Source organism: uncultured Kushneria sp. (assembly GCF_947497025.1).
GTDB lineage: Bacteria > Pseudomonadota > Gammaproteobacteria > Pseudomonadales > Halomonadaceae > Kushneria.
Genome location: NZ_CANMFC010000003.1, coordinates 320232 through 333531, shown reverse-complemented (window position 1 = coordinate 333531; position 13300 = coordinate 320232). Strand labels below are relative to the sequence as shown.

Below are 13300 nucleotides of genomic sequence, written 5' to 3'. Positions count from 1 at the left end.
TGGCGGGTCTTTTTCATGGCCATCAAACCGATATCAGGTCATGACATCAGGCGCCAGCCGCCCCTTGTCCAGACGCAGTACCCGATCCTGATGCCTGGCGATTGCCATGTCGTGGGTTACAACCACAAAGGCGCTGCGTGAACGCTCGGCCACCTCATCCATCAGGTCCAGAATCTGGCGCGCCGTCACCTGATCAAGATTACCGGTAGGCTCATCCATCAATACCAGACTGGGATCCGTGACCAGCGCTCTTGCAATGGCCACACGCTGGCGCTCACCGCCGGAAAGCTCACCCGGCTTGTGCGTGCCTCTGGGCGACATACCGACTCGCTCAAGCAGCGCATTGGCTTTTTTGGCTGCCTCTTGACGACTCTGGCCGCGAATGATGAGTGGCATGGAGACATTTTCCAGCGCCGTGAACTCTGCCAGCAGGTGGTGGAACTGATACACAAAGCCAATGTGCTGATTACGAAACCGACCGATGGCGGTCTCGGACAGCCCCTTGATAGGGCGACCGCCGATCAGGATGTCACCCTGCGTTGGGCGATCCAGCCCTCCCAGCAGATTGAGCAGCGTGGTCTTGCCACTGCCTGAACTGCCCACCACTGCAATGCGCTCCCCGGCAGCCACCGTCAGCTCCAGGTTGTCCAGCACGGTCAGATCCTGCGGTCCTTCCCGATAGACCCGACTTAGTCCTCGACACTCCAGCATCTTGTCGCGCTCTGTCATTGTCGCATCGTGTTGACTACTCATAGCGCAGCACCTCGGCCGGTTGTACCCGCGCAGCTCGCCACGCCGGATAAAGGGTCGACAGAAAACTCAATAGCAGGGCCACACCGGTCACGACCATGACATCCGAGAACTCAAGGCGCGAAGGCAAATAGCTGATGAAATAAACGCTCGGATCCAGAAACTGAATGCCAAAGACGGATTCAACCCAACTGATGATGTCAGCAATCGATAGCGCCAGCGCAATACCGGCAATCACGCCCAGCACAATACCGATAATGCCAATGGTGATGCCCTGCACCATAAAAATGCCCATGATGGAGCGCGGTGTTGCTCCCAGCGTGCGTAAAATGGCGATGTCGGCATGCTTGTCGGTCACGACCATGACCAGTGTCGACACGATATTGAACGCCGCCACGGCCACAATGACCATCAACAGCAGACCGATCATGCGCTTTTCCATCTGGATGGCCTGGAAAAGATTGCCCTGCGTATAGGTCCAGTCGATCCCACGATAGCCGGGCGGCATGCCATTGATGATGTCACGGGTCACGCTGTGTGCCTGAAACAGATCATCGAGTTTCAAACGAATGCCCTGAGCCTCACCCTGCTGCCGCGCCAGCGTTTTCATGTCGCCAAGGCTGGTGTAGGCCAGGCTACCGTCGAGCTGCGCGCCGACCTGAAAGATGCCGGAAACGGTAAAGCGCTTCAAACGCGGGAAGACACCACCGGGCGTGATCGACGCCTCCGGTACCAGAAGGGTCACGCTGTCGCCGACGCCAACGCCCAGATTTCTGGCCAGAAGGCTGCCGAGGACAACGTTCCAGCTGCCCTTTTGAAGAGAAGCCAGCTCGCCCCCCACCATGTGATCACCGATGATGGAGACCTTCTCCTCCGCCTCGGGCAGGATGCCTTCAATCATTGCCCCCTGCGTCTGGCCGCTGGAGGAGAACATGCCCTGCTGTTCGATATAAGGAGCAGCCCCCACGACATGATCGTGGCGCTGCATCTGCTCTGCCAGCGCACGCCAGTCATTGACACCGTTTTGCGCTTCAATGCGAGTGTGCGGGACCATGCCCAGCACGCGTGTTCTCAGCTCATGGTCAAAGCCATTCATGACCGAGAGCACCAGAATCAGTACTGCCACACCCAGCGTCAGGCCGAGCATGGAGGTCAGCGAGATAAAGGAGATGAAGTGGTTACGCCGCTTGGCTCGCGTATAGCGAAGCCCGATCAGGAAAGGAATTCGATCAAGCATTATTGGCCTGGGATCCAGTGACAGGAGCCGATATGGTACGGACTTTTAGGTCACCCTGCATCAGGCGTCGCCTTAATCCCTGTCGGTGGTAAAATATCGCCTCAGGCCATGCGCCAACACCTGCAGATTCCTGCCCCACCGATCGAGCGGATAACACTGTTGCCATGAATCAGGGTTTTTCACCCCGTCAGTTTCTACCCGAATGGGCCCCCCAGCAGGCCGTCATGCTCAGCTGGCCCGGTCGTGATAGTGACTGGGCATCGCTGCTGGATGCCATTGAAACCACGTTTATCACCCTGATCGAGGTGATCGCGCGCTATCAGCATGTGCTGGTGACCCTGCCGGACGACAGCACGCGTCAACGTCTGGCCATGACCCTGGCCAATCTTGGCGTGCCCGACAGCCGGCTGTCGCTGGTCATCGCCCCCAGTGATGATACCTGGGCTCGGGACCATGGCCCCTTGAGCGTCATCGAGCATGACACACTCATGCTGCTGGATTACCGATTTACGGGCTGGGGGGGTAAATTCCCGGCCGAACGTGACAACGCGCTGAATAAAGCCCTCGCAGACCAGGGTATTTTCAAACCCGGGCTACACAATCTGCAGCAGGTGATACTGGAAGGCGGCGCCGTCGAGACCGACGGCCGCGGGACACTTCTGACCACCCGCAGCTGCCTTTTAAATCCCAATCGCAATGCGCATCTTGAACAGGCGGATGTCGAGAAACTTCTGGAAGAGCAGCTGGGCATTAACCGTGTTCTGTGGCTCAAAAACGGTTATCTCGAAGGCGATGATACCGACAGCCATATTGATACGCTGGCACGCTTTTGCGATGAGCACACCATTGCCTATGTCCGCTGCGATGATAAAAGCGATCCGCACTTTGAAGCCCTGAAGGCCATGGAGTGCGAGCTCAAATCATTTCAACGCGCTGACGGCGAGCCCTACCGCCTGATTGCGCTGCCGTGGCCTCGAGCCTGCCTTGATCCGGAAGACGGCCATCGCCTGCCGGCGACCTATGCCAACTTTTTGATTATCAACGGGGCGATCCTGATGCCTTCCTATGCCGACCCGGCCGATCATGCAGCGCTCAAGGCGTTGTCAGAGGCCTTCCCGACACGCGATATCATTCCGATAGACTGCAGACAGGTGATTCGACAGCACGGCAGTCTGCATTGTCTGACCATGCAACTGCCTGCAGGGTCGCTAAACGCGATCAACCACTGAGTGTGCGGAGAGATTAAATGAAGGAAAGCATTGAAGTCGGCATCGTTCAGCAGAAAGCCTGGAACGACAAGCCCAGAAGCCTGGCGGAAAGCGAGCGAGGCATTCGTGCACTGGCCGCGCGAGGCGCGCGTCTTGTGCTTTTGCAGGAGCTGCATGCCACGCGCTACTTCTGTCAGTCTGAGGACACCGATGTCTTTGATCTGGCAGAGCCGCTGGAAGGTCCGACCACACAGTTTCTGAGTGAGCTGGCCAGCGAGCTCGATATCGTCATCGTGGGCTCCATTTTCGAGCGCCGCGCACCGGGGCTTTATCACAATACCGCCGTGGTACTGGATACCGGCCTTGGTCTGGTCGGCACCTATCGCAAGATGCACATTCCGGATGACCCGGGATTTTACGAGAAGTTCTACTTTACTCCCGGTGACGCCGGTCACAAAAAGGGCTTTACACCCATCGACACCTCAGTGGGTCGTCTAGGTGTACTGGTCTGCTGGGACCAGTGGTACCCCGAAGCCGCTCGCTTGATGGCCCTGGCCGGTGCCGACATGCTGCTTTATCCCACGGCCATTGGCTGGGACCCGCGCGATGAGCAGGACGAAAAGCAGCGTCAGAAGGATGCCTGGACGCTGATACAGCGCTCTCATGCCGTGGCCAACGGGATTCCGGTACTGGCCGCCAATCGAGTGGGCCATGAGGAGGATCCCAGCCAAGCAGGCAGCGGTATCGATTTCTGGGGAGGGAGCTTCATTGCCGGCGCCCAGGGGGAGATTCTGGCACTGGCCGGCGAAGAGACCGAAGAGCTTCTGGTCACGCTGTCACCAGCGCGCAGTGAACAGGTGCGCCGCATCTGGCCCTATCTGCGTGACCGCCGTATCGACGCTTATGGCGATATCACCGAGCGATATCTGGACCGCTAGTCGAGTGATCGGATCATCAGCAGCGTGTGAAAACCACTGCTGATGATCCACCCCACAATTGTTGCCAGTGCAGGTTCGTGCTAAAAGATAACGGTATATCCAATAGGGCAGGAATGGAGACGGCCATGTCACTGCAATATCAATTGATGGCAGAGCTGGAAAAGGCCTTTGATGAGCTTGTCGAAGCCACAGAAGCCCTGATTGCGTCGGCCAGACAGCATCCCCCCGCCATGTGGCGATTTGACGGTGAAGCCGATATTGACTGGCTGATGCGGGCACTGACCGACTATTGGTATCAGGATGGCCAGGACGGTCGCGCAACACGCGATCATATCGGCGTTGTGGTCGCCAATGATGACCTGCTGGAACATGCGCTGAAAGTGAATCGATGCAAGGATGCGTTCGCCCGGCAGCTGGGCGTGGCACGAAAACAACATCCTTCAATGATTGCCGAGCTCAAGGCGACACTACCCTTTCGCCATCCCGTTTTACATGATCACCTCAAGGGAAGTGGCATGGCACGTCTGCATCTCAAGCAGTGCTGGCGGCGCTTGCCGATTGCGGATGCGCCGGTATCGCGCATTCGACTCGCCTGGTATTCCAGCGGACGCTCGATCAAACGCATGAGTGTCGCCGAGGTAGAAGCAAAGCTTGCCAGGCTCAATAATGAAGCCGCACATGTTCAAATACAGTACCGCTTGCTGGCTTCGATTCCCGATGGCGAAATGCTGGCACAGGTACAAACGCAGGCACCGTTAATGCGCGCCAACCTGTTTTTTCGTGAACCGCTGGAAGATGGGCATACACGCCGCGCCATGAATGTGGCACTGCCATTGTTCGTACCCGCGTCGGATAACCGTCTGCCGCAGATCAATCAGCCCGCACCCACCCCTCCTGAAAAAAGAACGCGCGCTTTGCGGGGTGATTCACGACTTGAAAGTGAACCCTTCATTCCCAGTCTGCGCATCTATCGTTATCGATTCTGAGGACGCCTAAAAATCACCACTGGACTGCGGCAATCGCTTCAAGTGAAAGTGTCGGCCAAGGCGAATAACCGGTCTGATCAGCATCTGCGCGCTGCCGATCACGAACAGCCATGTACCGATCATCATCAGTGATGAATAGAAAAAGCAAATACTTCCTGCCAGAAACCAGAGTCCAATCAATACGTCATTAATGATGCTGATGACTTCATAGCGGCGGTGCACTACCAGCATGTCATGATTAAAATGCAGCGTCAGATCTCTTGTATCAGCATTGCTCGCCTTTCGAGACACAATGTCGCTCCCCTTGTCATGAATAAGTGACCTGCAAAAACGCCGACCCGAGGTCGGCGTTTTATAACGAGCCAATGAATCATACAGCTAGTGTAGACGGTTAAGCCCGTTATGTGCCGCGATACGGTAAGCTTCCGCCATGGTCGGATAGTTGAAGGTGGTGTTCACGAAATAGGCCAGTGTGTTCGACTCACCGGGCTGATTCATGATCGCCTGACCGATGTGAAGAATTTCGGAAGCCTGATCACCAAAGCAATGAATGCCATAGATCTCGAGCGTTCTCGGATTAAACAGAATCTTGAGCATACCGACCGTATCGCCGGTGATCTGCGCGCGAGCGGTATCCTTGAAAAAGGCCTGACCTACTTCATACGGCGTTCGCGCATCCGTCAGCTCTCGCTCGGTCTTGCCCAGTGAGCTGATCTCGGGAATGGTGTAAATCCCTGTGGGGATATCGTCCACGAAGCGCGAGTTTTTGCTCAGCGCATCGCCGGAAGCAGAACGCCCCTGATCATAAGCGGCACTGGCAAGGCTTGGCCAGCCAATCACATCACCGGCGGCATGAATATGCTCAACCCGTGTACGATAGTTGGTATCGACCTGGAGCTGCCCACGGGAGTTGGATTCCAGCCCTGCGTTTTCAAGCTTGAGCGTATCGGTGTTCCCTGTGCGGCCATTGGCCCACATAAAGGCATCGGCGCGCATTTTCTTGCCCGACTTGAGATGCAGGGTCACGCCCGTCTCATCTCCTTCGACGCGGGAATATTCCTCGTTATGGCGAATCTGCACCCCGTTATTGCGCAGGTGATAGGACAGCGCATCACTGATCTCATCGTCCAGAAACGACAGCAACCGATCACGGGTATCGATAAGATCCACCTTGACGCCAAGGTTGGAAAAAATCGAGGCGTACTCGCAGCCGATGACACCGGCACCGTAAATCATGATCCGTCTTGGCGTGTGCGAGAGCCCCAGAATCGTATCGGAACAATAGATGCGCGGATGCCTGAAGTTGACATCAGATGGCCGGTAGGGACGCGAGCCGGTGGCAATGACAATATTGTCAGCGACCAGTGACTCCCTGGCGCCATGCCCATCGGTTACCTGAATCGTATGGGGGTCGACAAAGGAGGCGGTGCCAAAAAAGACATCGATGCGGTTACGCGCATAAAAGCGCGTTCGCATGGCCACCTGGTCTTCAATCACACGACGGGAACGCTCCAGCATGCGTGGGAAGGACACCCAGCGGGGCTCTCCCAAATCCCGGAACATGGGGTTATTGTTGAACTGAACGACCTGCTTGACCGCGTGACGCAAGGTCTTGGAGGGAATCGTCCCCTTATGGGTGCAGTTCCCTCCTACGGCTGACTGCAGCTCGACAATGGCCACACGCTTGTCATGCTTGGCCGCGTTGACAGCGGCACTTTCGCCGGCAGGCCCTGCACCCAGCACTACGACATCATACTGATAGCTCGACATCACGCATTATGCTCCGGGCTTGCGGCTTGCATCGAAAGCCAGCTCGGGTTTGCAGGCAGCAAGCTTCAGCTTTTCCTTGCGCTGCTGCTCTTCACAGACCTCATCCTTGCCACCACAAATATCACAGCCCTGCTTGAGCCCCAGGTTATTGAGACCACCGCATGAGCCGCTGATGGGTTTGCGTCCCAGCAATACACCTACAGACATGACGCCCACGACAATCAGCATGACCGCCAGAACCATTAACCATAGCAACATGGATTGCTCCTGTTCGTTGTCGGTCATCATCGACCAGCGATTGACCGTAATCATCATTTTAACCGCCATGCCCACACAAGTACCAATGCCGGCAAAACAATCGAGTTGATAACCCTGAAACAAAAACGGCATCGGGGTTACCGATGCCGTGAAAGGAAGTGCCGGGTCAGCCGCCGAAATCATCCAGCAGAATGTTTTCCGGCTCGACCCCCATGTCGAGAAGCATCTTGACGACCGATGCGTTCATCATCGGCGGCCCGCACATGTAGTACTCGCAATCTTCAGGTGCCGGATGATCCTTCAAATAGTTTTCATACAGAACGTTATGGATAAACCCTGTCTTGCCGGTCCAGTTGTCTTCGGGCTGAGGATCCGACAGAGCCAGATGCCATTCGAAGTTGGGATTTTCTTCCTGAAGCCGGTCATATTCTTCGTTATAGAACGACTCGCGAACCGAACGGGCGCCATACCAGAAGGAGATCTTGCGATCGGTACCCAGGCGCTTGAGCTGATCAAAAATATGACTTCGCATCGGCGCCATGCCCGCACCGCCGCCAATGAAGATCATCTCGGCATCGGTATCCTTGGCAAAGAACTCACCAAAGGGACCATATACCGTGACCTTGTCGCCCGGCTTGAGGCTGAATACCCAGCTCGACATGAGGCCCGGCTGATGACTCGAGTTGGGCGGCGGCGTCGCAATACGGATATTGAACTTGAGAATGCCCTTCTCTTCCGGATAGTTGGCCATTGAGTAGGCACGAATCACCGGCTCGGTCGTTTTGGCCTTCAGATTGAAAAAGCCGAACCGGTCCCAGTCCCCCCGATACTCTTCAGCGATATCAAATTTGCTGAAGTCCACTTCATATGGCGGCGCCTCAAGCTGCATATAACCACCGGCACGAAAGGCTACGTTTTCGCCTTCAGGCAGACGCAGCGTCAGCTCCTTGATGAAGGTGGCCACGTTGTCATTATCAACAACGGTGCACTCCCACTTCTTGACGCCGAAAACGTCTTCGGGCACTTCGATTTTCATGTTCTGCTTGACCGGCACCTGACAGGAGAGACGCCATCCTTCCTTCTTTTCCCCCATGGTGAAATGGCTCTCTTCGGTGGCAAGGATCGACCCGCCACCTTCCTGCACGCGACACTTGCACTGAGCGCAGGACCCGCCGCCGCCGCAGGCGGAGGACAGGAAAATGCCCTGCCCGGCGAGGGTCTGCAAAAGCTTGCCCCCGGCCTGGGTCTTGATGGTGCTGTCGGGATCACCATTGATTTCAATGGTCACCTCACCGCTGCTGACCAATCGGCTGCGAGCAGTAAGGATAATGGCCACCAGGCCCAGAATAATCAGCGTGAACATGACCACGCCAACGATGATGACAGAAGTATCTACCATGACTCGTTTCCTTGCTCAGTCGATGATCCGCCGCTTACAGCTGAACGCCGGAAAACGACATGAAGCCCAGTGACATCAGCCCAACCGTCAGGAAGGTAATACCCAGTCCCTGAAGCCCGGCCGGTACATCGCTGTACTTGAGTTTTTCCCGAATGCCCGCCAGAGCCGCGATGGCCAGTGCCCAGCCAACGCCGGCGCCCAGCCCGTAGACGACCGACTCGCCGAAGGCATAATCCCGCTGCACCATGAAAAGGGCGGCACCCATGATGGCGCAGTTCACCGTAATCAGCGGCAGATAGATACCCAGCGTGTTGTAGAGTGCCGGCACAAACTTGTCGAGAAACATCTCAAGAATCTGAACAATGGCGGCAATCACGCCGATGTAGCTCAAAAGGCCCAGAAACGACAGATCAATGTTTTCGGCACCCTCAACGCCTGTCCATGACAGCGCTCCGGCCTTGAGCAGGTAATTGAGGATCAGGTTGTTGGCAGGCACGGTAATGGTCAGAACGACGATGACCGCCACGCCGAGTCCGATGGCAGAGGACACCTTTTTGGACACGGCCAGAAACGTACACATGCCCAGAAAGAACGCCAGCGCCATGTTTTCAACAAATACGGCCTTGATGAAAAGGCTCAGGTAATGTTCAAACATTACACGCTCCCCTGTGCAGTGTGCGGTTTGGTATTGGTCGTGATCCTGAATTCGCTGGTCTCGACCTGCTGGGGGCTAAGGCTTCTGATCGCCCAGATCAGCAGACCGATCACGAAAAAGGCCGAGGGCGGCAACAGCATGAGACCGTTGGGCACATACCAGCCACCATTGTTGATGGTCGGCATGATGGTCATGCCAAACACCGAGCCCGAGCCCAGCAGCTCACGGAAAAATCCGACCGCCAGCAGGATAAAGGTGTACCCAAGACCGTTACCGACGCCATCCAGAAAGCTGAGGACAGGGCCATTTTGCATGGCATAGGCCTCGGCACGACCCATGACGATACAGTTGGTAATGATCAGGCCAACAAACACCGACAGCTGCTTGGAGAGATCGTAGGCAAACGCCCTCAAAAGCTGATCCACCACGATGACCAGCGATGCGATGATGGTCATCTGGATGATGATACGAATCGATGACGGCATGTGATTGCGAATCAACGAGACGAACATGTTCGAAAATGCCGTGACCGCAATCACCGCCAGCCCCATGACCAGAGAGGTGCTCATGGAGTTGGTGACCGCCAGCGCACTACAGATCCCCAGGATCTGCAGCGCGATGGGGTTATTCTGAAAAATGGGAGTTATCAGCAGACCTCTGGCCGTATCAGTTTTTGCCATGATCAAGCTCCTTGTGAAGTGTCACGAAAGCGTGCCAGATAGTTGGCAAAGCCTTCGTCGCCCATCCAGAACTGCAGCAGGTTGGTGACACCTGTGCTGGTCAGGGTAGCACCGGAAAGCGCATCCACCTTGTGTTCGGCATCAGGCGTATTGCTGCCAACACCGCCCTTGACGAGTCGGATAGCAGGATCAGTACTGTCTTCAGGGTAAATTTCCTTGCCCGGCCAGAGCGATTTCCAGCGGGGGTTATCGACCTCGCCCCCCAGCCCCGGCGTCTCGCCCTGATCATAAAACGACAGACCCACCACCGTATTGCCATCGCCTTCAAGCGCCAGATACCCCAGCATCAGCGACCATAGCCCCTGCCCGCGTACCGGCAGGATAATTTCGTCAGGCTTGTCGGGGTCGCCCACCAGATACACTGTCGCGTAGTTTTCAACGCGACCACCCAGCCCGGCCCTGTCCTGAGGACCGCTAAGGGTTCTCGACATGGCAGGATCCTGAGTGGAGGCAATCTGGTCGAAGCGGTCCGGGTCAATGTCGTCGACATATTTACCGCTTCTAAGATCCACTACCCGCTGGGTGATCTCACCAAACTGCTGTTCAACGCTCTTCCCGGGCACCATCAGGTTGGCGACCTGCAAAATGTTGGTCTTGCGGTCAAGCTCCTGATTCTGCTGTTGGGTCGGCCTGAGCGCTACGGCCGCCGTGGACACCACCACGGAGCAGACCACGCACAGCGACAGCGCCACCGTCAGTGTCTTCTTGATCGAATCATTACTGGCCATCAGGCAACCTCCTTATCCCTTGACGGCATCAGACGCTTCTGCCGACGTTTGATATTGGCCTGAACGATAAAGTGGTCGATCAGCGGTGCGAACAGGTTGGCAAACAGGATGGCCAGCATGATCCCTTCAGGAAACGCCGGGTTGGCCACCCTGATCAGTACCGTCATGAAACCAATCAATGCGCCGAAGATCAGCTTGCCGGTATTGGTCATCGAGGCCGACACGGGATCGGTCGCCATGAAGATCATGCCAAAGGCAAAGCCACCGATGACCAGATGCCAGTACCAGGGCAATGCAAACATCGGGTTGGTATCGGAACCGATGAGATTAAAGAGCGTTGCCGTGGCCACCATACCCAGAAAGACGCCCAGGATGATGCGCCAGGAGGCGACTCGGGTCCAGATCATGATCAGACCACCCAAAAGGATCATGAGAGTCGACGTTTCGCCGATACTGCCCTGAATAAAGCCCAGAAACGCATTGAACCAGGGCGTTTGTGCCATTAATTGATCGATGCCGCCCTGCGCGACGGTGGAAAGCGCCGTGGCGCCCGTATAGCCATCAGCCGGCACCCACACCGAGTCACCCGACAGCTGTGCCGGATAGGCAAAGTAGAGAAAGGCTCGACCGGTCAGGGCCGGATTCAGGAAGTTCTTGCCGGTACCGCCAAACACTTCCTTGCCGATCACTACACCAAAGGTGATGCCCAGCGCGACCTGCCACAGCGGCACGGTGGCCGGCAGAATCAGGGCAAACAGCACGGAGGTGACAAAAAAGCCTTCGTTGACCTCATGGCCACGACGAATGGCAAACAGGACTTCCCAGAAGCCGCCCACGATAAAGGTAACGGCATAGATGGGAATAAACCATGTCGCCCCGAGCACGAAGTTCCCCCAGATACTTCCGGGATCATGCCCGCCAGCCAATGCCATGACGACCGCTTCACGCCAGCCGGCCAGCGCGCCATAGTTGTCAGCAATGGCCACGTTGGCCTGAAGCCCCACGTTGTACATCCCGAAGAACATGGCCGGGAAGGTACACATCCAGACCGTGATCATGATGCGCTTGAGATCAATACCGTCACGCACATGGGAGGTTGAGCCGGTAACATGCCCCGGCGCATAAAAAATGGTATCTACCGCTTCATATAGCGCGTAGAAACGCTGGTATTTACCGCCCTCATGAAAATGGGGCTCGATATTATCCAGTAAACGACGAATCCCCATCATCAGACCTCTTTCTCGATCGTTGTCAGATTGTCGCGCAGGATCGGGCCATACTCATACTTGCCAGGACAGACGTAAGTGCAAAGCGCCAGGTCTTCCTCGTCAAGTTCCAGACAACCCAGCTGCATGGCCACTTCTATATCCCCAACGATCAGCGAGCGTAAAAGCTGAGTCGGCAGAATATCCAGAGGCATGATCTGTTCGTAGGAGCCGATCGGCACCATGGCACGCTCGGAACCATTGGTATTGGTATTGGGCCGAAAGGAAGCCGGCCGTGTCAGACGCGACAGATAAATACCGGTCGCGGAATGCCGATCAAGGCCCAGTGACAGCCAGCCAAAGAGCGCCCGTTTGTGGCCCTCCTCGATCAGCGATACCTGCAGATGATAACGTCCGAGATAGGCCGTGGCGTCTTTAGCAGTGCTGCCACCGAACACCGACCCCGAGATAACGCGAACATCATTGTCGCTTTCCACTTCACCGGCCAAAAGCTCATCGAGGCTTGCCCCCAGGCGAGTACGGACCAGTCTGGGCTGTTTGGCCGCCGGGCCACCCAGAGCGACAACACGGCGGGTATCGAGCCTGCCTTCCGTAAACAGCGTGCCAATGGCCATGACATCCTGATAGTTCAGGTGCCATACCTGGCGGCTAATCCCTACCGGTGACAAAAAATGGATATGAGTGCCCACAAGGCCGGCCGGATGATCACCGGAAAAACTCTCCTGCGTGATCCCTTCAAGCTCGGCGCCGGGCACGTCGGCCGCTGGTGCAGTGCAGACATACACCTGCCCCTGCGTGAGCTTGCGAATAACCTTCAGGCCGTTGATGAAATCTTCGCTGCGCTCGGCAATGATAGGCTCGGGATCAGCACTCAGGGGATGCGTATCAATGGCGGTTACGAAAATATTGAGCGGATGCTCGGACACCGACGGCACACGCGAAAAGGGACGCTTTCGAAAGCTGGTCCACAGGCCGGCAGACACCAGCTGATCAACAACGGTCTGACGCTCCAGAGTGTCGAGACGATCAGGCGCATGACGCTCAAAGGCTGAAGCCTCGGTATCGCCGCTTTCATCAACCCGAATGACCACCGACAAAAGACGGCGCTTCTCGCCACGGTTAATGGCGATTACTTCACCAGCAGCCGGCGCCACATAGCGAACGCCTTCGGTTTTCTTGTCAGTAAAAAGTAACTGACCAAGCGATACCCGATCTCCCTCGCGGACTTCCATGGTTGGCCGCATGCCGATGTAATCAGGGCCAAGAACAGCCACATGTTTCACCGGCTGACCATTATCGATGGTCTGGGAAGGTGAACCCGCGATGGGGAGATCCAGGCCTCGTTTGACTTCGATCATAGTCTCGCCCAGTAGTCGAATCTGATGCAGTCATGCAGGGTTTGATA

14 protein-coding genes are annotated in these 13300 nt (G+C 56.3%); 3 read left to right on the top strand and 11 right to left on the bottom strand.

Annotated features, from left to right (window positions below; genetic code table 11):
- Positions 1–33 precede the first annotated feature (33 nt).
- The gene (locus Q0931_RS07305) at positions 34–753 is read right to left on the bottom strand and encodes an ATP-binding cassette domain-containing protein (RefSeq protein ID WP_299258769.1); all 720 of its coding nucleotides are present in this window, start codon (positions 751–753) and stop codon (positions 34–36) included.
- Entirely contained in the window at positions 746–1987 is a 1242-nt protein-coding gene (locus Q0931_RS07300; protein ID WP_299258767.1) for a lipoprotein-releasing ABC transporter permease subunit, read from the bottom strand. Before Q0931_RS07300 ends, Q0931_RS07305 begins: the two co-directional genes overlap by 8 nt.
- A gap of 164 nt (positions 1988–2151) precedes the next feature.
- On the opposite strand from Q0931_RS07300, the gene Q0931_RS07295 reads away from it, so the two are divergent.
- From Q0931_RS07295 to Q0931_RS07285, 3 genes are all read left to right on the top strand, one after another.
- The gene (locus Q0931_RS07295; protein WP_299258765.1) at positions 2152–3216 is read left to right on the top strand and encodes an agmatine/peptidylarginine deiminase; all 1065 of its coding nucleotides are present in this window, start codon (positions 2152–2154) and stop codon (positions 3214–3216) included.
- A gap of 17 nt (positions 3217–3233) precedes the next feature.
- Positions 3234–4133, top strand: coding sequence for a carbon-nitrogen hydrolase (locus Q0931_RS07290; RefSeq protein WP_299258763.1), 900 nt, complete (start codon positions 3234–3236; stop codon positions 4131–4133).
- 125 nt (positions 4134–4258) lie between these two features.
- Positions 4259–5119: a DNA replication terminus site-binding protein gene (locus Q0931_RS07285; RefSeq protein ID WP_299258762.1), complete on the top strand. Its 861-nt coding sequence runs from the start codon at positions 4259–4261 to the stop codon at positions 5117–5119.
- A 6-nt stretch (positions 5120–5125) separates the two neighbouring features.
- Here the strand turns inward: Q0931_RS07285 and Q0931_RS07280 are convergent, their stop codons facing one another.
- The 9 genes from Q0931_RS07280 to Q0931_RS07240 form a co-directional block, all read right to left on the bottom strand.
- Positions 5126–5410, bottom strand: coding sequence for a YrhK family protein (locus Q0931_RS07280; protein ID WP_299258760.1), 285 nt, complete (start codon positions 5408–5410; stop codon positions 5126–5128).
- Positions 5411–5497: 87 nt separating this feature from the next.
- Positions 5498–6889: a Si-specific NAD(P)(+) transhydrogenase gene (gene sthA, locus Q0931_RS07275; RefSeq protein WP_299259175.1), complete on the bottom strand. Its 1392-nt coding sequence runs from the start codon at positions 6887–6889 to the stop codon at positions 5498–5500.
- A gap of 6 nt (positions 6890–6895) precedes the next feature.
- A complete protein-coding gene (gene nqrM, locus Q0931_RS07270; RefSeq protein WP_299259173.1) occupies positions 6896–7147 on the bottom strand; it encodes a (Na+)-NQR maturation NqrM in 252 nt (83 codons plus the stop codon).
- Positions 7148–7313: 166 nt separating this feature from the next.
- Positions 7314–8546, bottom strand: a complete 1233-nt coding sequence (gene nqrF, locus Q0931_RS07265) for an NADH:ubiquinone reductase (Na(+)-transporting) subunit F (RefSeq protein WP_299258758.1) — start codon at positions 8544–8546, stop codon at positions 7314–7316.
- A 34-nt stretch (positions 8547–8580) separates the two neighbouring features.
- Positions 8581–9201, bottom strand: coding sequence for an NADH:ubiquinone reductase (Na(+)-transporting) subunit E (gene nqrE / locus Q0931_RS07260; protein ID WP_108842082.1), 621 nt, complete (start codon positions 9199–9201; stop codon positions 8581–8583).
- Positions 9201–9881 (bottom strand): NADH:ubiquinone reductase (Na(+)-transporting) subunit D, encoded by a 681-nt coding sequence (locus Q0931_RS07255; protein WP_108842083.1) that lies wholly within the window; start codon positions 9879–9881, stop codon positions 9201–9203. Before Q0931_RS07255 ends, nqrE begins: the two co-directional genes overlap by 1 nt.
- Before the next feature lie 2 nt (positions 9882–9883).
- Complete coding sequence (locus Q0931_RS07250; RefSeq protein WP_299259171.1) at positions 9884–10672, bottom strand: Na(+)-translocating NADH-quinone reductase subunit C; 789 nt, start codon at positions 10670–10672, stop codon at positions 9884–9886.
- Entirely contained in the window at positions 10669–11898 is a 1230-nt protein-coding gene (locus Q0931_RS07245; RefSeq protein ID WP_299258750.1) for an NADH:ubiquinone reductase (Na(+)-transporting) subunit B, read from the bottom strand. Before Q0931_RS07245 ends, Q0931_RS07250 begins: the two co-directional genes overlap by 4 nt.
- Positions 11898–13253, bottom strand: a complete 1356-nt coding sequence (locus Q0931_RS07240; RefSeq protein ID WP_299258748.1) for a Na(+)-translocating NADH-quinone reductase subunit A — start codon at positions 13251–13253, stop codon at positions 11898–11900. The genes Q0931_RS07245 and Q0931_RS07240 overlap by 1 nt, the downstream gene beginning before the upstream one ends.
- Positions 13254–13300 lie beyond the last annotated feature (47 nt).

What these genes read in the sequence shown, in the direction of transcription:
- Q0931_RS07305 (WP_299258769.1), bottom strand. Translation starts at nt 753, where the DNA reads ATGAGTAGTCAACACGATGCGACAATGACAGAGCGCGACAAGATGCTG.
- nqrM (WP_299259173.1), bottom strand. Translation starts at nt 7,147, where the DNA reads ATGTTGCTATGGTTAATGGTTCTGGCGGTCATGCTGATTGTCGTGGGC.
- Q0931_RS07300 (WP_299258767.1), bottom strand. Translation starts at nt 1,987, where the DNA reads ATGCTTGATCGAATTCCTTTCCTGATCGGGCTTCGCTATACGCGAGCC.
- Q0931_RS07285 (WP_299258762.1), top strand. Translation starts at nt 4,259, where the DNA reads ATGTCACTGCAATATCAATTGATGGCAGAGCTGGAAAAGGCCTTTGAT.
- Q0931_RS07245 (WP_299258750.1), bottom strand. Translation starts at nt 11,898, where the DNA reads ATGATGGGGATTCGTCGTTTACTGGATAATATCGAGCCCCATTTTCAT.
- nqrF (WP_299258758.1), bottom strand. Translation starts at nt 8,546, where the DNA reads ATGGTAGATACTTCTGTCATCATCGTTGGCGTGGTCATGTTCACGCTG.
- Q0931_RS07255 (WP_108842083.1), bottom strand. Translation starts at nt 9,881, where the DNA reads ATGGCAAAAACTGATACGGCCAGAGGTCTGCTGATAACTCCCATTTTT.
- Q0931_RS07290 (WP_299258763.1), top strand. Translation starts at nt 3,234, where the DNA reads ATGAAGGAAAGCATTGAAGTCGGCATCGTTCAGCAGAAAGCCTGGAAC.
- Q0931_RS07295 (WP_299258765.1), top strand. Translation starts at nt 2,152, where the DNA reads ATGAATCAGGGTTTTTCACCCCGTCAGTTTCTACCCGAATGGGCCCCC.
- nqrE (WP_108842082.1), bottom strand. Translation starts at nt 9,201, where the DNA reads ATGTTTGAACATTACCTGAGCCTTTTCATCAAGGCCGTATTTGTTGAA.
- Q0931_RS07240 (WP_299258748.1), bottom strand. Translation starts at nt 13,253, where the DNA reads ATGATCGAAGTCAAACGAGGCCTGGATCTCCCCATCGCGGGTTCACCT.
- sthA (WP_299259175.1), bottom strand. Translation starts at nt 6,889, where the DNA reads ATGTCGAGCTATCAGTATGATGTCGTAGTGCTGGGTGCAGGGCCTGCC.